General features: G+C 74.3%; 17 protein-coding genes. 9 read left to right on the top strand and 8 right to left on the bottom strand.

Going from position 1 to position 19,099, the window contains the following annotated elements:
• The first annotated feature begins 63 nt into the window (after nucleotides 1–63).
• The 4 genes from ABT023_RS07815 (at nucleotide 64) to ABT023_RS07800 (ending at nucleotide 5,189) form a co-directional block, all read left to right on the top strand.
• Nucleotides 64–1,701 (top strand): sensor histidine kinase, encoded by a 1,638-nt coding sequence (locus ABT023_RS07815; protein ID WP_350882940.1) that lies wholly within the window; start codon nucleotides 64–66, stop codon nucleotides 1,699–1,701.
• Between the two features lie 7 nt (nucleotides 1,702–1,708).
• A complete protein-coding gene (locus ABT023_RS07810) occupies nucleotides 1,709–2,377 on the top strand; it encodes a response regulator transcription factor (RefSeq protein WP_007072219.1) in 669 nt (222 codons plus the stop codon).
• Nucleotides 2,378–2,572: 195 nt separating this feature from the next.
• On the top strand, nucleotides 2,573–3,385 hold the full coding sequence (locus tag ABT023_RS07805) for an SAM-dependent methyltransferase (protein ID WP_350882850.1): 813 nt from the start codon (nucleotides 2,573–2,575) through the stop codon (nucleotides 3,383–3,385).
• A 142-nt stretch (nucleotides 3,386–3,527) separates the two neighbouring features.
• Complete coding sequence (locus tag ABT023_RS07800) at nucleotides 3,528–5,189, top strand: putative bifunctional diguanylate cyclase/phosphodiesterase (RefSeq protein ID WP_350882938.1); 1,662 nt, start codon at nucleotides 3,528–3,530, stop codon at nucleotides 5,187–5,189.
• 70 nt (nucleotides 5,190–5,259) lie between these two features.
• Here the strand turns inward: ABT023_RS07800 and ABT023_RS07795 are convergent, their stop codons facing one another.
• From ABT023_RS07795 to ABT023_RS07775, 5 genes are all read right to left on the bottom strand, one after another.
• Nucleotides 5,260–6,384 (bottom strand): glycosyltransferase family 4 protein, encoded by a 1,125-nt coding sequence (locus ABT023_RS07795; protein ID WP_350882848.1) that lies wholly within the window; start codon nucleotides 6,382–6,384, stop codon nucleotides 5,260–5,262.
• The gene (locus ABT023_RS07790; RefSeq protein WP_350882847.1) at nucleotides 6,381–7,640 is read right to left on the bottom strand and encodes a M48 family metallopeptidase; all 1,260 of its coding nucleotides are present in this window, start codon (nucleotides 7,638–7,640) and stop codon (nucleotides 6,381–6,383) included. Before ABT023_RS07790 ends, ABT023_RS07795 begins: the two co-directional genes overlap by 4 nt.
• Entirely contained in the window at nucleotides 7,637–7,774 is a 138-nt protein-coding gene (locus ABT023_RS07785; RefSeq protein ID WP_350882846.1) for a hypothetical protein, read from the bottom strand. The genes ABT023_RS07790 and ABT023_RS07785 overlap by 4 nt, the downstream gene beginning before the upstream one ends.
• 118 nt (nucleotides 7,775–7,892) lie before the next feature.
• On the bottom strand, nucleotides 7,893–8,114 hold the full coding sequence (locus ABT023_RS07780; protein ID WP_350882936.1) for a hypothetical protein: 222 nt from the start codon (nucleotides 8,112–8,114) through the stop codon (nucleotides 7,893–7,895).
• A 176-nt stretch (nucleotides 8,115–8,290) separates the two neighbouring features.
• On the bottom strand, nucleotides 8,291–9,757 hold the full coding sequence (locus tag ABT023_RS07775; protein WP_350882844.1) for an NYN domain-containing protein: 1,467 nt from the start codon (nucleotides 9,755–9,757) through the stop codon (nucleotides 8,291–8,293).
• A gap of 126 nt (nucleotides 9,758–9,883) precedes the next feature.
• Here ABT023_RS07775 and ABT023_RS07770 point away from each other — a divergent pair, with 126 nt between their 5' ends.
• The 5 genes from ABT023_RS07770 to ABT023_RS07750 all read left to right on the top strand — a co-directional run bounded on the left by ABT023_RS07770 (nucleotide 9,884) and on the right by ABT023_RS07750 (nucleotide 15,428).
• Nucleotides 9,884–11,641 (top strand): DEDD exonuclease domain-containing protein, encoded by a 1,758-nt coding sequence (locus ABT023_RS07770; protein ID WP_350882842.1) that lies wholly within the window; start codon nucleotides 9,884–9,886, stop codon nucleotides 11,639–11,641.
• 129 nt (nucleotides 11,642–11,770) lie between these two features.
• On the top strand, nucleotides 11,771–13,558 hold the full coding sequence (locus tag ABT023_RS07765; protein WP_350882840.1) for a RelA/SpoT family protein: 1,788 nt from the start codon (nucleotides 11,771–11,773) through the stop codon (nucleotides 13,556–13,558).
• A gap of 53 nt (nucleotides 13,559–13,611) precedes the next feature.
• Entirely contained in the window at nucleotides 13,612–14,148 is a 537-nt protein-coding gene (locus ABT023_RS07760) for an NUDIX hydrolase (RefSeq protein ID WP_350882838.1), read from the top strand.
• On the top strand, nucleotides 14,145–15,017 hold the full coding sequence (locus ABT023_RS07755) for a nucleotidyltransferase family protein (RefSeq protein ID WP_350882836.1): 873 nt from the start codon (nucleotides 14,145–14,147) through the stop codon (nucleotides 15,015–15,017). Before ABT023_RS07760 ends, ABT023_RS07755 begins: the two co-directional genes overlap by 4 nt.
• A gap of 123 nt (nucleotides 15,018–15,140) precedes the next feature.
• Nucleotides 15,141–15,428 (top strand): Lrp/AsnC family transcriptional regulator, encoded by a 288-nt coding sequence (locus ABT023_RS07750; protein WP_350882834.1) that lies wholly within the window; start codon nucleotides 15,141–15,143, stop codon nucleotides 15,426–15,428.
• A gap of 67 nt (nucleotides 15,429–15,495) precedes the next feature.
• Here ABT023_RS07750 and ABT023_RS07745 read toward each other — a convergent pair whose 3' ends face one another.
• From ABT023_RS07745 to qcrA, 3 genes are all read right to left on the bottom strand, one after another.
• Nucleotides 15,496–16,176 (bottom strand): DUF4142 domain-containing protein, encoded by a 681-nt coding sequence (locus ABT023_RS07745; RefSeq protein WP_350882831.1) that lies wholly within the window; start codon nucleotides 16,174–16,176, stop codon nucleotides 15,496–15,498.
• Nucleotides 16,177–16,368: 192 nt separating this feature from the next.
• Entirely contained in the window at nucleotides 16,369–17,994 is a 1,626-nt protein-coding gene (gene qcrB / locus ABT023_RS07740; protein ID WP_350882829.1) for a cytochrome bc1 complex cytochrome b subunit, read from the bottom strand.
• Entirely contained in the window at nucleotides 17,991–19,085 is a 1,095-nt protein-coding gene (gene qcrA / locus ABT023_RS07735; protein WP_350882827.1) for a cytochrome bc1 complex Rieske iron-sulfur subunit, read from the bottom strand. The genes qcrB and qcrA overlap by 4 nt, the downstream gene beginning before the upstream one ends.
• Nucleotides 19,086–19,099: the final 14 nt, after the last annotated feature.

Raw genomic sequence — 19,099 nt, 5'->3', positions numbered from 1 at the left:
CACGTGCCAGCCTCCTCGACACCCGTCCGGCCGCCCACGCAGCCGCTCGCCACCGCCGCGCGCCTGGTCATGCTCGCGCTGGTGGCCGTCCTCACCTTCCTCGCTACCCGCGACGTCGGGCAGCTCTGGTGGATCGCCCTGCTCGGAGCCGCCGGCCTGCCCGCCGTCCTGGCCCCCCAGCACCGGCTGCTCGGCCCGCTCAGCCGCTTCGCCGAGGTCGTGGTGCTGGGGCTGGCCGCCAGCCAGGTCGCCGCCGTCACCACCCTCGACGGCGCCGCCGGCGGGCTGGGCGCCTCGGCCGTGCTGGCGTACCTCGCCGTCCCGGTGACCGTGACCGCGCTGCGCCGCCGGTTCCGCGAGGGCGCGGCGCTGCTCGCCGTCTGCGCCGCCACCCTGCTGATCAGCGCCGCGCTCACCGGGGTAGACGGCGGCCGGCAGCTCGGCCAGCCGGGGTACCTCGCGGTCTGCGCCCAGTGGCTGATCCTGGCCGGGCTCGGGCTCTACACGGCCGGCACCCTGCACCGGGTGATGCGGGTCCGCGGCGAGGGCAAGCCCCAGCCGTACGCCGAGGCCACCCGGCTGCTGACCCAGCTCCGCACGGTCGCCCGGCAGCTTCCCGGTGCCACCCTCGACCCGGGCGGCATCTCCGAGCACCTGCTGGAGGAGTTGCGCACCGTGGCCCGGGCCGAACGGGCGGCGGTGCTCTCGGCCAGCGGCGGCGGGCGGCTGGTGGTGCTCGCCCAGGTGGGCGTGGACCGGGTCGACTGGGAGACCACGCTCGACGCGGACTCGGCGATCGCCGACGCCTGGGCCAGCCAGCAGCCGCAGACCGCGAGCCGCTCGCAGGCCCGCTCGCACACCGGCGGCGACGTGTCGGCGCTGATCGTGCCCCTGGTAGCCGGCGTCCGCACGATCGGCATGCTGGTGATGGAGGCGGACGCCGCGCAGGCGTACCCGCCGCCGGTGGTGTCCCGGGTGACGGCGCTGACCCGCCCGGCCGCGCTGCGGCTGGAGGCCGCCCTGCTCTTCGACGAGGTGCGTTCGCTGGCCACCAACGAGGAGCGGCAGCGGCTGGCGCGGGAGATCCACGACGGGGTCGCCCAGGAACTGGTCATGGTCGGGTACGGCATCGACAACGCCCTGGCCACCGTCTTCGAGGACGCCGACGAGACCGCCGAGTCGCTGCGCCAGCTGCGCCACGAGGTGACCCGGGTGATCACCGAGCTGCGGCTGAGCCTGTTCGAGCTGCGCAGCGAGGTGGACCGGCAGGGCGGCCTGGCCGCCGCGATCGCCGAGTACGCCCGCACCGTCGGCGCGTCCGGTGGGCTGCGGGTGCACCTGTCGCTGGACGAGTCGACCGCCCGGCTGCCCGCCGCGACCGAGGCGGAACTCCTGCGCATCGCCCAGGAGGCGGTCACCAACGCGCGCAAGCACGCCGGGGCGTCGAACCTGTGGGTCACCTGCGAGGTGGACCCGCCGTACGCGCAGATCGAAGTGTCGGATGACGGTCACGGCATCGGTGACCAGCGGCCGGACGGGCACTACGGCCTTGCGATCATGGCCGAGAGGGCGGAACGTATCCGGGGCCGGTTGGAGATCAGGCCGCGGCAACCCAGCGGCACGACCGTGGCCGTGGTTCTCGGCTCCTCGCCCCGGCGCGATAGGGTGCGCGGCAACGCGGCAGCAGCAGAAGGGGAGTAACCCGAGGATGACCACAAGCCCGACACCGGCGACCCGCACCAAGGTCCTCCTCGTCGACGATCACGACCTGATCCGCAAGGGACTTCGGCACGCCTTCGAGCGGGACCGGCAGTTCGAGGTCGTCGGCGAGGCCGCCACGGCGGCGGAGGGGGTCCGGCAGGCCGGCGCCCTCCAGCCCGATGTGGTGATCATGGACCTGCGACTGCCCGACGGCAGTGGCCTGGAGGCAACCCGCGCGCTGCGCAAGTCCAGCGCTTCGATGGGCATCGTCGTGCTCACCATGTACGCCGGCGACGACCAGCTCTTCGGCGCCCTGGAGGCCGGGGCGAGCGCGTTCGTGCCCAAGACGGCCCCGGCCGACGAGGTGGTGGCCGCCGCCCGGCATGCCGCCTCCTCGCCGAGCGCGTTCACCGCGGCCGACCTGGCCGAGGCGATGAAGCGGCGGCTCGCCCCGTCCGGGCCGCAGCTCTCCCCCCGGGAGGGCCAGGTGCTGCGGCTGCTCGCCGACGGCATGAGCGTGGCGGGCATCGCCAAGCAGCTCTTCGTCAGCGAGTCGACGGCCAAGACGCACATCTCGAAGCTCTACGAGAAGCTGGGCGCGGCCAACCGGGCGCAGGCGCTGATGACGGCGCTGCGGCTCGGCCTGCTCGAGGCGCCGGACGCCCCGAAGTTCTGACCGCTTCCCCGTCCGACCGGCAGTCGCCGGCCGGGGGTTTCCGCGACGGCCGTAGGGTCCGGTCAACGGGACCGCCCGACCGGCCGGTCGGGCGGGGAGCGGCCCTGTCTGGTCACCCGTGTGGCTGGCGGGGCAGAATACCCGGATGACCCGCGCGGGACGACGTGTTCCGCGTCGTTGACAAAGGGGTAGGGCATGCAGCGGCCGGACTGGGCACCCGACACCATCGACATCGAGCGCCCCAGCGTGGCCCGCATGTACGACTACTACCTCGGCGGCTCGCACAACTTCGCCGCCGACCGGGCCGCCGCGCGGGCGATGGTGGACGCGGTGCCCGAGGCGCCGCTGATGGCCCAGGCGAACCGGGCGTTCCTGCGCCGGGCGGTGCACTTCCTCGCCGAGGCCGGGATCCGCCAGTTCCTCGACATCGGCTCCGGGATCCCGACGGTCGGCAACGTGCACGAGATCGCCCAGCGGATCGACCCCGCCTCCCGGGTGGTCTACGTCGACGTCGACCCGGTGGCGGTGGCGCACAGCCGGGAGATCCTCAGCGGCAACAACCGGACCGCTGTGGTCCAGGAGGACCTGCGCCACCCCGAACGGATCCTGACCCACCCCGACATCACCGGGATGCTGGACCTGTCGCAGCCGGTCGCGGTGATGATCGTGGCGGTGCTGCACTTCATCCCGGACTCCGACCGGCCGGCGGAGATCCTGCGGACGCTGCGCGAGGCGCTGGCGCCGGGCAGCTACCTGGTGCTCTCCCAGGCCAGCGACGAGGACCGCCACGACACCGGGGAGCGCGCGGAGGCCGAGGCGGTCTACCGCCGCACCGACAACCCGTTGTTCATCCGCAGCCGCGCCGAGCTGACCTCCCTCTTCGACGGCTTCGAGCTGGTCGACCCGGGAGTCGGCTGGGTGCCGCAGTGGCGTCCCGAGACACCGGAGAGCGCGGAGGACGCCGAGCAGGCGGTCTTCATGGGCGGCGTCGGGCGGCTCGGTGGGTAAGCGGTCCGACGGCCCGGCGGGTCCGAGGTCGTTCGCCTCGTATCCGGGGCCGCTCGCTCCGCGCCCGGGGCACCTCACCCCGTATCCCGGGGCCTTCGCCCGGGCCTGGGCGAAGGCGGTCTCCGGCACCAGCTACCTGCCGATGGCCCAGGCCCAGTTGGAGGCGCTGCTGCAACGGTTCACCGATCGGCTGGCCGAGGCACTGGTGGCCGAGCCGTTCGACCTGCGGGTCGGCCACCAGGTCGGGGCGGAGCTGGTCGAGTCGCACATCGCCTCCGCCGAGGGGTTGGGCCGCACGATCGAGGTCGTGCAGCTCCGGCTGCTGCGCGACCTGGGGCTGGTCGGCGAGGACGTCGAGGACCGGCTGGCCCGGCTGCTGGCCACCGTGGCCACCGGCTACGCCCGGGCACTGCGGGGGCGCACGCTGGACGAGCAGGAGTCCATCCGCCGGGCCGCGATGGTGGCCCGGGCGCAGGCCGAGCGGGCGCTGCGCGACAGCGAGGCCCGGTTCCGGCACCAGGCCACCCACGACCCGCTGACCGACCTACCCAACCGCATCCTGTTCACCGAGCGGCTCGCCGCCGCGATCGACGCCCCGGGCCGGGGCGCCGACCGGGTCGGGGTGTGCTTCCTCGACCTGGACCGCTTCAAGGTGGTCAACGACTCCCTCGGCCACCAGGTCGGCGACCGGCTGCTGGTCTCGGTCGCCGACCGGCTGCGCCGGGCGCTCGACGAGCATCTGGTCGCCCGCCTCGGCGGTGACGAGTTCGTCATCCTGGTCGAGCGGACCGCCTGCACCGACGACGTGGTGAAGGTGGCCGAGGCGGCGCTCGCCGCGGTCGGCGAGCCGGCCCTGGTCGACGGGCACGAGCTGACCGTGTCGGCGAGCATCGGCATCGTCGAACGCCCGGTGGCCGGGACCACCCCCGTCGACCTGATGCGCGCCGCCGACGCCACGCTGCACTGGGCCAAGGCCGCCGGGGGCGCCCGCTGGTCGCTGTACGACGCCGACCGCAACCGCCGGGAGCTGGCCCGGTACGCGCTCTCCGCGGCGATCCCTGCGGCCCTGGAGCGGGGTGAGTTCTACCTGGACTACCAGCCGCTTACCTCGCTGTGCGACGGCACCGTGCTCGGCGCCGAGGCCCTGGTCCGCTGGCGGCATCCCGCGCTCGGCGAGCTGCGCCCGGACAGCTTCATCGGGTTGGCCGAGGAGACCGGCTTGATCGTCCCGCTCGGCGGCTGGGTGCTCGCCGAGGCGTGCCGGGAGGCGGCGACCTGGTCCGAGCCGGGGGGTGCCGCGCCGTTCGTCAGCGTCAACCTGGCGGTGCGGCAGGTGCACCGGCCCGACCTGGTGCACCTGGTGCGCGCCGTGCTCGACCGCACCGGCCTGCCGCCCGAGCGGCTCCAGCTGGAGGTCACCGAGAGCACCATGATGAGCGCCGTCGAGGAGCCGGTGCGCGCCCTGCGGGTGCTGGCCGACCTCGGCGTGCGGATCGCCATCGACGACTTCGGCACCGGCTACTGCAACCTGGCGTACCTGCGCGATCTTCCGGTGACCGAGCTGAAGGTGGCCGGGGATTTCGTGGCCGGGCTGCGGGCCCCCGCGGACGACCCGACCAGCCGCACCGACGAGCGGATCCTCGCCTCGCTGGTCTCGCTGGCGCACGCGCTGGACCTGACCGTCACCGCCGAGGGGGTGGAGACCGCCGGGCAGGCCGACCGGCTGCGTGCCATCGGCTGCGACGCCGCCCAGGGCTGGCACTTCGGCCGACCCGCACCGCCGCCGCCCTCCTGGGGCACCTGACCCCCGACCGGGACGTCGGCCCGAACGGGCAGCGGCCAGCCGAACACGGCGGCCTGCCGAGGGGCGGCGGTCAGCCGGCGAGGAGGGTGGCCATCCGGGCGGCCTGGGTCTCCCAGCGCCACTCCCGCTCCACCCAGGCCCGGCCGGCCGCGCCGAGCTGCCGGGCCAAATCCCGGTCGGCGAGCAGGGTGGCCACCCGGTCGGCGAGCTGGGCGACGTCGTGGCCGGAGACGACGTACCCGGTCTCGCCCTCGCGGACGGCGTCGGGCGCGCCCCCCGAGTCGCCCGCCACCACCGGCAGGCCGGTCGCGGACGCCTCCAGGTAGACGATGCCGAGCCCTTCTACGTCCAGGCCCCGGTTGCGGGTGCGGCAGGGCATGGCGTAGACGTCACCGGCGGCGTAGTGGGCGGGCAGGTCCCCCGAGGGCACCGAGCCGGTGAAGACCACGTCCCGCTCGACGCCCGTCTGCCGGGCCAGCTTCTCCAGGGTGTCCCGGTACGGCCCGCCGCCGACGACCAGCAGCGCCGCGTCCGGCACCCGGCGGCGGATCGCCGGCAGGGCGCGGATCAGCATGTCCTGGCCCTTGCGTGGCACCAGGCGGGAGACGCAGACCACCACCGGCCGGTCGGCCAGCCCGAGCCGGGCCCGGACCGGCTCGCCGTCGACCGACGGGTGATACGTCTCGACGTCCACGCCGGGCGCCAACCGGTGCAGCTCGGTCACCCCGTGCAGCGCCCGCTCCAGCCGGACCCGGGTGTACTCGCCGAGGTAGGTCACCACGTCCGCGCCCCGGCCGATCCGGCGCAGCGCGGCCCGGGCCACGGGCAGAGCCGCCCAGCCCACCTCGTGCCCGTGAGTCAGGGCCACCACGCGGCGGACGCCGGCACGGCGGCGCAGCCCGGCGGCGAGCAGCCCGAGCGGGGCCGCCGCGCCGAACCAGACGGTGTCGCAGTCGTGCTCGCGGGCCAGCCGGGCGGCCCGGCGGGCGACCAGCGGGGTGGGCAGCAGCACCCGGGTGCGCTCCCGGACGACCTCGAACGGCTGGTCGGCGTCGAACTTCTCCGCCCCCCGCCAGCTCGACGCGTAGACCACCACGGATCCGGTGGGCTGGCGGACGGCGAGGTTGTGCACGAAGGACTGGATGCCGCCCGCGCGGGGCGGGAAGTCGTTGGTGATCAGCAGCGTGCGGCTCATCGGCCGGTCTCCCTGGCGTAGGCGCGGGCGGCGGCCATCCGCTCGACCGTGGACGGGTGCGACGCCGAGTAGAGGTACTCCCAGCGGGGCGGATCGGGATCGGCCAGGTTCACCCCGGCCAGGCGGCGCTGCATCGCCTCGAAGGTCGCCGGGTCGCCGGTGAGGGCGAGGGCGTGCGCGTCGGCCCGGACCTCGACCCGGCGGGACACCAGCGCCTGGACCGGGGCGGTCACCAGCCCGGCCACCGTGACCAGCGCGATCAGCAGCGGGAACGCGCGCGGCTCGGCGATCGAGTCGACGCCGGCCAGGCGCAGCAGCGGGCCGGCCGAGCCGAGCAGGTAGAGCACGACCACGGCCAGCGCGGCGCCCAGCGCCCCGGTCAGCGTGCCCGTCCACACGTCCCGGTCCTTGGCGTGCCCCAGCTCGTGCGCGACGACGCTGGTCACCTCGGCCGGGGTGGCCTCGCGCAGCAGGGTGTCGTAGACGACGACCCGGCGGGTCGGCCCGAGCCCGGAGACGTACGCGTTGACCGCGCGGGTACGCCGGGACGCGTCGGCGACCAGCACGTCGCGCACCGGCACCCCGTCGCGGGCCGCCATGCCCATCAGCTCGGTGCGCAGCGGGCCCTGCTCCATCGGGGTGAACCGGTTGAACACCGGCTCCACCAGCACCGGCAGCACGAACGACAGCAGCACCACCAGCCCGGCCGCGCCGGCCGCGCCGAACGCCCACCACCAGCGCGGGGCGAGCCGGGTCACGGTGTAGAAGCCGAGCAGCGCGAGCGCGCCGATCACGGCGCTGACCGCGTACGACTTGAGCAGGTCGGCCGTCCAGCCGGCCCAGCCCTGGGTGCTCAGCCCGTACCGGGTGAGGATCGTCTGCCGCCAGGCGGCGAGGGGCAGGGTGAGCAGGTCGGCGACGAGCACCACGGCCAGCCCGCCGAGCACCGCCTGGGCGATCCAGTGACCGCCGAACGGGCGCCCTGCCAGCTCCACGAGGCGACTGCCCAGCGGGGTGAGCCCGAGCGCCACGGCCACCAGCAGCCCGAGGGCGAGACCGGCCCAGCCGGCGGGGCGCAGCGCGGCCCGGAACTCCCGGCTGTGGGCGACCTGGTCGACGGGCAGGTCCCGCAGCGCGGCGAGCTGGTCGGCGCGCGGGGCCGGCGGCCGGTGCCACGGCACCAGCAGGGCGCCGGCGACGAGCAGTGCCAGGGCCAGCCCGGCGAGGGTGAGCACCGCCCAGCCGCGTGGCGTCATCCCGCCACCCCGGCCACCACCAGGCCCCGGGCCGGCGGAACACGGGCCAGCACGTGGCCGGGCGCGGCGGGCACCGCCGGTGGGCAGGTCGGCGTCGCGTCGCGCGCACCGCCGTCGCGTCGTACCCGCGTCATGCCACTCCTCCCGCCGTGAGCGCCCATCCTATGGCCCGACGGACGCGGGGCCTCCCTGGGCGGCGGTCGGCGGCGGTCGCCCGACCGGGCCGCACCCCGACCGGCGGCGGGCGGGCGGTTACGCCACCCGGCGGCGGGCCGGGCGGGGGCGGGGCGCCCGGGTGGGCGCGGCGGGCGGGAGCACCTCGACGTCGAAGCCGGCCCGGGCGAACACCTCGATCGCCCGGTGCTCGGCGGCGCCGAGCTCGCCCCCGGGCCCGTCGGCCTCGAACAACGCGGTCACCAGGCAGCCGGAGCAGCCCGCGCCCCGGATCACGCACCTGTCGCAGTCGATCAGCATCGTTCCTCCTGAAGCGATGCGTCGGCGGCGGGCGGAACCGACCTGGCCGACCACGTCGTCGCCCAGGTCGCCGTCGTCGCCGCCGGCCACCGTCGGTCATCCCGACGCTACGGCAGGGGTACGACAGAATCGGACAACCAACTCGCTACGCCCCAGATCCGAGCAAGCACCCCGGATCAGGAACGGGCCAGCCGGCGCAGCAGCGAGTCGGCACCCAGCGGGTACGCGCCGTGCCGGCGCACCCCGTCGGCGACCTCCCGGTCGGAGGAGACCACCACCACCGGCCGGCCGGCCGGCTCGGCCCGGACCAGCCGCCGGATCAGCTCGTCGGCGGTCTCGCCCTTGCGGGAGAAGAGCACCCGCACGCCGCGCGGGGTGGGCGGCAGGCCGTGCATCCGCTCCGCGCCGTCGAAGACGACGGTGACCTCGTCACCGGTCTGGGCCGCGATCCCGCCCAACCCGGTGATCAGCCGCTTGCGCTGCTGTTCCAGGGACATCTCGCCGAAGCCGCGTTTGGTCACGTTGTAGCCGTCGACCACCAGGTGCGCCTTGGGCAGCGCGAGGAGCTGGTCGAGGCGGGCCGGGTCGTCGGTGTCGCGGGCCCGGGTGGCGGCGCCGGCCGGGGTGGGCGTCGACCGGTCCGCGAAGGCGTCGGCGACGAAGTCGGCGGGGAGCTGGTCGACCGGGTCCAGCGCCAGCTCGCGGCGCAGCCCGACGGCGGCCTGCCCGATCGTCTCCAGCAGCAACCACAGCCTCGCGTCGTCGACCGAGCGGGCCTCCTTCGCGCTGACCCGCGCCACGCCGGCCGCCGCCTCGGCATCGGCCAGCCGGGCCCGGGCGCGGCGCAGCTCGGCGTCCGCGTCGGCCGCGGCCCGGGTGGCCCGACCCCGCTCGGTGGCCAGCAACTCGCCGGCCTTGCGCTCCCGGGCCTGGGTCTCCCGCAGGGTACGGGCGAGCTGGCGGCTCTCCTCGCGGAGCTGGCCGAGCTCCTCGCGGACCCGGGCCAGCTCGTCGCGGAGCTTGTCGGCCTCCACCCGGGCCACTGCCCGGTCGTGCTCGGCCCGGCCGGCCCGCTGCTCGGCCTCACGTATCAGCTCGTCGACGACGGCCTTGTCCGCCTCGGCCCGCACCGCCGCGCCGCTGGCCTCGATCAGATCGCGCCAGCCCCGGGGCCGGGCCAGGTACGCCAGGGCGGCCACCTCGACCGGATCGGCGGCGGCCGGGGCGGTGCCCTCGACCACGGCCGCGCCGAGGTCGCCGGCGTCGGCGAGCACCCGGGTGGTGATCCGCTGCCGGAACAGCGGGTCGGCGGCGAGTTGGGCGGCGATCACCGAGGCGCCGAGCCGGGCCCGGCGGTTGGGGGCGAACTTGGCCACCCGGCGCAGCGGCACCGGCACCTCGTCGCCGGGCAGGACCGGCAGCACGGCGGCGGTGAGCGCGACGATCCGCTGGCGTACCGGCTCCGGCAGTGTCGGCTCCGGCTCCCCGGCGGGCGGCTCCGTCAGGCCGGGACGCGACGGGTCGGGCTCGCGCGGCAGGTCGGACGTGCGGTCGGTGTCCGGGGAGTCCTCACCGGGGTGACGCATGGCACCGGCCGACACCTCCCCCGGGAGGTTGTCGTCGTGGGGCTCGGTGAGGGGCATGTGGCAAGTCTCCCACCGCGACCGGGCCCACCGCCCGGTGGTGAGCCGATCTCTCATCCTAGACCGGTGACCACGCGTGGGGCCGCTGATGCGGGAGTGTCGCACCCGCGGACTAGCGTGCCGCGGGTGGCACGAGAGGAGTACGTCCAGCAGGCGCTGGCCGGTCTGGACCGGGCCGCCGGCGACGGGGTGGACCCGGCCCTGCCGCTGTACGCGACGACCTTCGTGGTGGTTGACCTGGAGACCACCGGCGGCGCGCCGGACGGCGGCGGGATCACCGAGATCGGCGCGGTCAAGGTGCGCGGCGGCGAGGAGCTGGGGGTGCTGGCCACCCTGGTGAACCCGGGCGTGCCGATCCCGCCGTTCATCACCGTGCTGACCGGGATCACCCAGGCCATGTTGATCCCCGCCCCGCCGATCGAGCAGGTGCTGCCGAGCTTCCTGGAGTTCATCACCGACGCGGTGCTGGTCGCCCACAACGCCCCCTACGACGTCGGCTTCCTCAAGGCGGCCTGCGCGCGGCACGGCTACCGCTGGCCCAACCCCCGGGTGCTGGACACCGCGGCGCTGGCCCGCCGGGTGCTCACCCGCGACGAGGTGCCCAACCGCAAGTTGGGCACCCTGGCGGCGTACTTCCGCACCGCCACCCAGCCCACCCACCGGGCCCTCGACGACGCCAAGGCCACCGTCGACGTGCTGCACGGGCTGATCGCCCGGCTGGGTGGGCACCGGGTCGACACGGTCGGCGAGGCGATCGAGTTCGCCCGGGCGGTCACCCCGACCCAGCGGCGCAAGCGGCACCTCGCCGACGGGCTGCCGAAGGTCCCCGGGGTCTACATCTTCCGGGCCGCCGACGACCGGCCGCTCTACATCGGCACCTCCGGCGACATCGCCACCCGGGTGCGCAGCTACTTCACCGCCGCCGAGAAGCGGGCCCGGATCTCCGAGATGCTCGCCGCCGCCGAGCGGGTGGAGGCCGTCGAGTGCGCCCACTCGCTGGAGGCGGAGGTCCGCGAGCTGCGGCTGATCGGCGCGCACGCGCCGCCGTACAACCGGCGGTCGAAGTATCCCGAGCGGATGGTCTGGCTCAGGCTCACCGACGGGCCGTACCCCCGGTTGTCGGTGGTCCGGTCGCTGGCCCCCGGCGACGATGCCTACCTGGGGCCCTTCAGCTCCCGGCGGGCGGCCGACCTGGCCGCCGCCGGCTTCCACGACGCCGTGCCGCTGCGTCAGTGCACGCACCGGCTGTCGCTGCGCACGGTAACCCCGGCCTGCGCGCTGGCCGAGCTGGGTCGCTGTCCGGCGCCCTGCGAGCACCGGATCACCCCGCAGGAGTACGACGACCGCGCCGTCGCGCCGTTCCGCACCGCCACGGCCGGCGACCCCGGGTCCGTGGTGGACGCCCTGCTGGCCCGGGTCGAGGCGCTGGCGGCCGACCAGCGCTACGAGGAGGCGGCCGTGGTGCGCTCGCGGCTCGCCGCGGTGCTGCGCGCGACGGTACGGATGCAGCGGCTTGCCGCGCTGGCCGGCATCGCCGAGCTGGCCGCCGCCCGCCCGGCCGCCCGGGGCGGCTGGGAGCTGGCCCTGGTCCGGCACGGCCGGCTGGCCGGCGCCGGGGTCTCCCCGCCCGGCGTCCACCCGCGGCCGACGCTGAACGCGATCCGGGCGACGGCCGAGACGGTCCCGCCCGGGCACGGCCCGGTGCCCCGGGCCTCCGCCGAGGAGTCGGAGCGGATCCTGTCCTGGCTGGAGCGACCCGAGACCCGGTTGGTGGAGATGTCCTCCGGCTGGGCGTCCCCGGCTGCCGGGGCGGGCCGATTCCGTGACCTGCTCAGCAAGGCCGAGGGCGCCTCGTCCCACCAACTCTCGACCGAACGCCCATGACCAAGTGACCGATCGGACGACCCCGCCTCGCTTAGGCTGTTAAGGAAGTGCAGTACTGCCCGTTTCGTGGGCCTGCTCCCGGTTGCCGGTGCCCGGCTGTCGTGGAGCCGGGGTTAGGAGGTGTCCCTCGTGGACGTCGACGCCGGACACGGCGCCGCCCTGGGGGGCGCGCTCCCGACCCAGCCGGGTGAACTGCCCCTGGCCCGTCGGCTGCGGTCGTTGCTGAGCTGGCCGAGCACCGAGACAGATCCGGTCACCCATCTCGTCCGCACCCACCGGGCGATCCACACCGGCACCGATCCGTCGGTGCTGCGCCGGGCGTACACGATCGCGGAGAACATGCACCGCGGCCAGTTCCGCAAGAGCGGCGAGCCGTACATCACCCACCCGCTGGCGGTCGCCCAGATCTGCGCGGAGCTGGGCATGGATCCCACCACCCTGGTCGCCGCGCTGCTGCACGACACGGTGGAGGACACCCGCTACACCCTCCAGGCCCTGGCCGAGGACTTCGGCGGCGAGGTGGCCCACCTGGTCGACGGGGTGACCAAGTTCGACAAGGCGTTCTACGGCAAGGCCGCCGAGGCGGAGACCACCCGGAAAATGATCATCGCGGCCGGCAAGGACGTCCGGGTGCTGATCATCAAGCTGGCCGACCGGCTGCACAACATGCGCACCCTCGGGGTCCGCTCGGCCGCCTCGCGGGAGCGCATCGCCCGCAAGACGCTGGAGGTGCTGGTCCCGCTCTGCGACCGGCTCGGCATCCAGACCCTCAAACGCGAGCTGGACGACGTGGTGCTGCTGCACCTGGAGCCCGACGAGCACGCCCGGATCGCCCGGTTCGTGCACGACCGGCCCGGCTGGGACGCGTACCTCGGCGAGGTGGTCGCCAAGGCGAAGGTGGCGCTGCGCCGCAGCCGGGTCGACGCGCAGGTGGCCCCCCGCCCCCGGCACCTCTACTCGATCTGGAAGGACACCGTCGCCGGCAGCCACGGCACCCCGTACGACCTGCCCCGGATCGTGATCGTGGTGGACGGTCCGGCGACCGACTGCTACGCGGCCCTCGGCGCGGTGCACGGCCTCTGGCGGCCCGCACCCGGCCGGTTCAAGGACTTCATCGCCTCCCCCAAGAACAACCTCTACCGTTCGCTGCACACCAGCGTGTGCGGCCCGAAGAACCGCACGGTCGAGGTGCTGATCCGCACCGAGGAGATGCACCGCGCCGCCGAGTACGGCATCGCCGCCGACTTCCGGTTCCCCCGCACCGCCGGGGCCGCCGCCCGCGCCCAACAACTCGACTGGCTGCGCCGGGTGCTCGACTGGGAGCAGGAGGCCGCGGACCCGGCGCAGTTCCTCCAGTCGCTGCGCTGCGACCTGGCCGAGGCGCAGGTCCAGGTGGTGACCGAGGGCCGGCAGGTGGTCCTCCCCGCCGGGGCGACCCCGGTGGACGTGGCGTACGAGCTGGGCTCCGACCGGGGCGACCGCTGCCTGGCGGCCCGGATCAACGGCCGGCTCGCCCCGCTCTCCTCCGAACTGGACGAGGGCGACGTGGTGGAGATCTTCACCGAGACCGACGCCGAGACCGGCTTCGAGGCGGACGTCGCCCCGCGCGGCCCCCGCAAGGAGTGGCTCGGCTTCGTGAAGTCCCCGCACGCCCAGATGCAGATCAACCGGTGGTTCGCCGAGCACACCGAGCCGGGCATCTCGATCGCCGACAAGGTCCGCCTCGGCCGGGCCACCATCGGGCTGGCGCTGCGCAAGCACAACCGGGGGCTGGCCAGCGACCTGCCGCTGCTGCGGCTGTCGGAGGAACTGGGCTACCCGGACCTGGAGACCATGCTGGTGGCGGTCTTCGACCGGGTCATCGAGCCCGACGCGGTCGTGCTCCAGCTCATCGACCTGGTCGACCATCGGCACTGACCGTTCTCCCCCCGGTGGCCGGCCCGCCCCCCACCGGCCACTAACCTGGACCCATGATCCCCCGCTCCCGCGCCACCGGACGGGCCTTCGCCTATCAGGTCTTCTACCGGCTGCCCGTGTCGGTGCGGCGCCGGCTCGTCCGGCTCGCCACGCCGAAGTACATCGTCGGGGCGGTCACCCTGGTCCGTGACGCCGAGGCCACCGGCCCCGGCCGCCTGCTGCTGCTGCGCCAGCCGCCGGGACACAGTTGGACGCTCCCGGCCGGGCTGCTGCAACGCGGCGAGAACCCGATCGTCGGCGCGGCGCGCGAGCTGTTCGAGGAGTCCGGGGTCCGGCTCGCCCCGGACCGGCTCCGCCCGGCGGTGCCGAACGCGCTGGTGCACGCCAAGGGCTGGGTGGACATGGTCTTCGAGGCCGAGGTCCCGGCGTCGACCACGGAACTCAAGGTCGACGGCGCCGAGGTCTACGAGGCCGCCTGGCACCCGCTGGACGACCTGCCCCGACTGAGCCGGGCGACGGCGAACCTGCTCGGGTACTACGGCATCGGGCCGCGGGCCGGCGAGCTGCCGCCGCCCCGCCCGACGGCGTGACCGCCCCGACGTCCGGCGGGGGCGGCCCGGAGGTCTGCGCGGTGGTGCTCGCCGCGGGCGAGGGGACCCGGCTGCGCCCGCTGACCGAGCGGCTGCCCAAGGCGCTCTGCCCGGTCGGCAACACCCCACTGCTGGACCGGGCGCTGGCCCGGCTGGCCGGGCTCGGCCTCACCGGCCCGGCCCGCGTCGCGGTGAACGCCTGCTACCTCGGCGACCAGGTGGTCGCGCACGTCGGCGGCCGGGCCCACCTGTCGGTCGAGCCCGGCGACCCGCTCGGCACGGCCGGCGGCGTGGCGAACCTGCGGGACTGGATCGCCGGCCGGGGCGTGCTGGTCGGCAACGCCGACGCGTACCTGGCGGATCCGGCCGCCGCGCCGGGCCCGGACGTCGCCGCGCTGCTGGCCGGCTGGGACGGCGAGACCGTGCGCCTGCTCGGTCGGCCCGCCGACGATCCGGCCGCCCCCGGCACCTTCGACGGCCACCGGTTCGTCGGCTTCTCGCTGCTGCCCTGGCGGCTGGTGCGGGGCCTGCCCGTCGAGCCGGGCGACCTGGTCCGGGCGGTGTGGCGGCCGGCCGAGGCGGCCGGGGCGCTGACCGTGGTGCCGTACCGGGGCACCTTCTACGACACCGGCACCCCGGCGGACTACCTGGCGGCGAACCTGCACGCCGCGGGCGGCGGCAACCTGGTCGACCCGAGCGCCACGGTCACCGGTCGGTGCCGGGAGTCGGTGGTGGGCGCGGGGGCGACGGTGCGGGGCGAGGTGACCCGGTCGGTCCTCTGGCCGGGAGCCGAGGTGGGTGCCGCAGAGCGCCTGACCGGGGTGGTCCGCGCGCCGGGGGGCCTGACCGTCCCGGCCGCGCCTCGCTGAGGGTGTCCCGCCGGCAGCGTCCCGTCGCGGCCCGCCGGTCCCGGTCCGGGCGGACCGGGCGGCCTCTAGCATGGTGATCGACGCCGACCGGCGGGAGTGGACGCACGACGAAGGAGCGGACCCGTGATCACCGCGATCGTACTGATCGACTGCGCCACCGACTCGATCCCCGAGGTGGCCGAGAACCTGGCCAACCTGCCCGGGGTCAGCGAGGTCTACTCCGTGGCCGGGCACGTCGACCTGATCGCCGTCGTGCGGGTCCGGGAGTTCGACGAGATCGCCCAGGTGATCGCCGGCAGCATCTCCAAGGTTCCCGGCGTGTTGGGCACGGAGTCGCACATCGCCTTCCGGGCGTACTCCCGGCACGATCTGGAGGAGGCGTTCGCCATCGGCCTGGCCAGCGCGGACTGACCCGCCCCACGCACGCGCGGTAGCCGGCCCACCGGTCGGTGGGCCGGCTACCGGCGGTGCTACGACGTCAGCTCACGCTCGGAACCGGCGTCTCGGTGTTCTCCGGGGTCGGCGACTCGGTGGTGGTGCCGCCCGGGGCCGGGGCCTCGGTGGTGCCGCCCGGAGCCGGCGTCGTGGCGCTGCCACCCGGGCTGGGCGTGCCGCTGGCGCTGGTCTGCGGGACCGGGACGCCCAGGGTCTGGGCCAGGGCCACCAGCGCGTCGTAGTGCGCCTGGAGCACCGGCAGGGCGTTCTGGGCCAGCTGGACCACCGACTGCTCGGAGCCCTGCGAGATCTCGGTCTGGGTGGCCTGGATGGCCTGGACGTGGCCGGCCAGCTCGGCGGTCACCCACGCCTTGTCGAACTCGGCGCCGCTGAGGTTCTTCAGCCTGTCGATGACCTCCTGCTGGTCTGTGGTCGGCGCGTCCGGCAACTGGACGTTGAGCTGCTGCGCGGTGCTCTGCACCGTCTGGTCCAGCTGGGTGTGGTCCGTGACGAACTGCGCACCAAGGTCCTTGACCTGCTGGTTCTGGCCCTTGTCCTGCGCCAGCTTCCCGGTTTCCATCTCCGCCAGGTTCACCTGGTGCAGCGCCTGCAGGTACTGGGTGTCCTGCGTCGACGGCTGTGCCGCGGCCTGCGCCGCCGCCGCGGGTACCAGCCCGACCACCACCAGGGCGGCGAGCAGTCCGAGGCGTTTGAGACCCAACATCTTTCCCCCCCTTTTTTCGTTGGACCGCACGGATACCCGGCTGACCCGGATTAACCCTGCCGGTTCCGCATCCACCGCTCGTGCGGCGCCGGGGGCACCTCCGGCGGTCGGCGGCCACCGGAGGGCGAAAAACGGACGTGGCGCCCGCCGGAGGGATCCGGCGGGCGCCACGCTTGCGTTGTCTCGGGCGGGTCAGCGGCGGCTCTCGCCGCTGCCGACCTCCTCCCGTTCCGGCCGGGGCTCGACCGGCGGGTGCCCCGGCGAGACCGGCGCCTCGGCCGGCTTCTCGATCGGGTAGAAGAAGCCCCGGATGGCCGGCCCGAGGGCACCGAGCCGGTTCATCTTCTTGGGCACCACCCAGCCGACGTAGTCCAGTTCGCCGTGGCCGTCGTGGCCCGCCGCGGTGAGCGGCTGGTGGACCTCCTCGAACCGGCCGTCCGGCAGCCGCCGGATGATGCCGGTCTCCACACCGTGGGCCAGCACCTCCCGGTCGTGCTGCTGCAGACCCAGGCAGAGCCGGTACGTCACGTAGTACGCCAGCGGCGGGAGGACCAGCAGGCCGATCCGGCCCGCCCAGGTCATCGCGTTCAGGCTGATCTGGAACTTGTCCGCGATCACGTCGTTGGCGCCCGAGAGGGTGAGCACGACGTAGAACGCCACTGCCATCGCGCCGATCGCGGTCCGCTCCGGGGCGTCCCGGGGGCGCTGGAGCAGGTTGTGGATGCGGGTGTCCTTGAGCCGGCGGGCCTCCACGAACGGGTAGAGCGTGGAGAGGCCGACCAGGATGCCCGGCAGCACGACCGTGGGCCAGAACAGCGGCGGGATGACGTACCCGTCGCCGATCGGGATGTTGATCTCCCACGCCGGCATGAGTCGGGTGGAGCCGTCGAGGAACATGACGTACCAGTCGGGCTGGCTGGCGGCCGAGACCACCCACGCCTCGTACGGGCCGAAGTACCAGATCGGGTTGATCTGGAACAGACCACCCATCAGGGCGATCACGCCGAAGACGACCATGAAGAAGCCGCCCTGCTTCAGCGCGTACCGCGGGAACATCCGCTCGCCGACCACGTTGTCGTTGGTCCGGCCGGGGCCGGGCCACTGGGTGTGCTTCTGCTTGAAGACCAGGCCGAGGTGGGCGCTGATCAGCGCCACCAGCAGACCCGGGACGAGCAGCACGTGGGCGATGAAGAACCGGCTCATGATGATGTCGCCCGGGAACTCCCCGCCGAAGACCGACGAGGTGACCCAGGAACCGATCACCGGGATCGACAACATGATCGCGGAGGCGATCCGCAGGCCGGTGCCGGACAGGCCGTCGTCCGGCAGCGAGTAGCCGGTGAAGCCGGCCAGGAAGCCGACCCAGAACAGCAGCGAGCCGATGATCCAGTTGGTCTCCCGCGGCTTGCGGAACGCGCCGGTGAAGAAGACCCGCAGCATGTGCACGACGATCGCGGCCATGAACAGCAGCGCCGACCAGTGGTGCATCTGCCGCATGATCAGGCCACCGCGGACATCGAACGAGATGTCCAGGCTGGAGGCGTACGCGGCCGACATCGGCGTGCCCCGCAGCGGGGCGTAGCTGCCGTTGTAGACCACCTCGGTCATCGCCGGCTCGTAGAAGAAGGTGAGGAAGACACCGGTCAGCAGCAGCACGACGAACGAGAACAGCGCGATCTCGCCGAGCAGGAACGACCAGTGGTCCGGGAAGACCTTGTTCAGCAGCTTGCGCAGCGGAGTGGAGACCTGGAGCCGCTCGTCCGCCCCCACCGCCGCCTTGCCCGGCATGGACGCCATGTCCAACTTACGACGCTTCACGGCCGCTCCCAGAAGTCAGGCCCGACGGTCTCGGTGTAGTCCGACCGCGCCACGAAGAAGCCCTCTTCGTCGACCTCGATCGGCAGCTGCGGCAGCCGCCGGCTGGCCGGGCCGAAGACCGGCCGCGCGTTGTCGGTGATCAGGAACTGGGACTGGTGGCACGGGCAGAGCAGACGGTTGGTCTGCTGCTCGTACAGGCTCGCCGGGCAGCCCGCGTGCGTGCAGATCTTGGAGTACGCCGTGTAGTTGCCCCACATGTAGTCGCCGTGGTTGATGCCAGGCCGCGCGTTGGCCGCCCGGGACTGCTGGGCGTCCTCCTCGCGCAGGTGGATCAGCAGCGTCGGCGAGTCGGCGTGCTTGTTGCTCACCCCGTGCTCGATGCCGGGGAAGACGGTGAGCTGGCCGCCGACGCTGACGTCGGCCGGGCGGATCGGCCGGCCGTCCTCGCGGACCAGCCGGATCTTCTTGCCCCCGGCCGGCGCGAAGCCGGTGGTGAACATCTGGTTGTTCTTGTGCGGGTTGGAGATCAGGCCACCGACCAGCGGCGCCGCGGCGACCGCGGCGACCGGGGCCAGGCCGGCCAGCAGTGAGATGCCCAGCAGCGGACGGCGCTTCACGCCCAGCTCGTCGGCGAGGAAGAGCATCGTCTCGCCGGTGATCTTCCGGCTCTCCGGCGCGTCCGGGTCCTCCACGTGCCGGTCCTGGATCGACACCTCCTTGGGCAGCAGCTTCTTGCCCCAGGTCAGGATGCCGAAGCCGACGCCCAGCAGCGCCAGGCCGAGGGTCAGGCCGAGCAGCGGGGTGTAGTACTTGTCCCCGCCCGAGCCCGGCTCGTACTTCCAGGGCCACCAGATGTAGACGGCCAGGAAGGCGGTCGCGGCCAGGCCGGTCAGCAGGAAGAGCGAGGCGACCGTGCGGGTCAGCCGCCGCTCCGCCCGGCTGCCGGGGACGACCTGCTCCTCGTAGTGGACGATCTCGATGTCGTCCCGACGCGCGCCCTCCCGGACGATGTCGAACCGGCTCAGCCGCGGATCGTGGACGTCGAGCGGCTCCGGGCCCTGGTGGGCCTGGTGCTCGGTCTTGGTGCTCATTCCGTCACCTCGCT

This window comes from Micromonospora sp. NPDC002296 (assembly GCF_040296145.1).
In the GTDB taxonomy this organism is placed as follows: Bacteria; Actinomycetota; Actinomycetes; order Mycobacteriales; family Micromonosporaceae; genus Micromonospora.
Note: the sequence above shows the minus strand (reverse complement) of the source record. Positions and strands in the feature narration are given on the sequence as shown.

Bases quoted from the DNA above. Each gene is read 5' to 3' on its own strand.
- ABT023_RS07785 (WP_350882846.1), bottom strand. From the start codon at position 7,774: ATGACGCGGGTACGACGCGACGGCGGTGCGCGCGACGCGACGCCGACC.
- ABT023_RS07745 (WP_350882831.1), bottom strand. From the start codon at position 16,176: ATGTTGGGTCTCAAACGCCTCGGACTGCTCGCCGCCCTGGTGGTGGTC.
- ABT023_RS07790 (WP_350882847.1), bottom strand. From the start codon at position 7,640: ATGACGCCACGCGGCTGGGCGGTGCTCACCCTCGCCGGGCTGGCCCTG.
- ABT023_RS07795 (WP_350882848.1), bottom strand. From the start codon at position 6,384: ATGAGCCGCACGCTGCTGATCACCAACGACTTCCCGCCCCGCGCGGGC.
- ABT023_RS07805 (WP_350882850.1), top strand. From the start codon at position 2,573: ATGCAGCGGCCGGACTGGGCACCCGACACCATCGACATCGAGCGCCCC.
- ABT023_RS07775 (WP_350882844.1), bottom strand. From the start codon at position 9,757: ATGCCCCTCACCGAGCCCCACGACGACAACCTCCCGGGGGAGGTGTCG.
- ABT023_RS07780 (WP_350882936.1), bottom strand. From the start codon at position 8,114: ATGCTGATCGACTGCGACAGGTGCGTGATCCGGGGCGCGGGCTGCTCC.
- ABT023_RS07800 (WP_350882938.1), top strand. From the start codon at position 3,528: ATGGCCCAGGCCCAGTTGGAGGCGCTGCTGCAACGGTTCACCGATCGG.
- ABT023_RS07810 (WP_007072219.1), top strand. From the start codon at position 1,709: ATGACCACAAGCCCGACACCGGCGACCCGCACCAAGGTCCTCCTCGTC.
- qcrA (WP_350882827.1), bottom strand. From the start codon at position 19,085: ATGAGCACCAAGACCGAGCACCAGGCCCACCAGGGCCCGGAGCCGCTC.
- ABT023_RS07760 (WP_350882838.1), top strand. From the start codon at position 13,612: ATGATCCCCCGCTCCCGCGCCACCGGACGGGCCTTCGCCTATCAGGTC.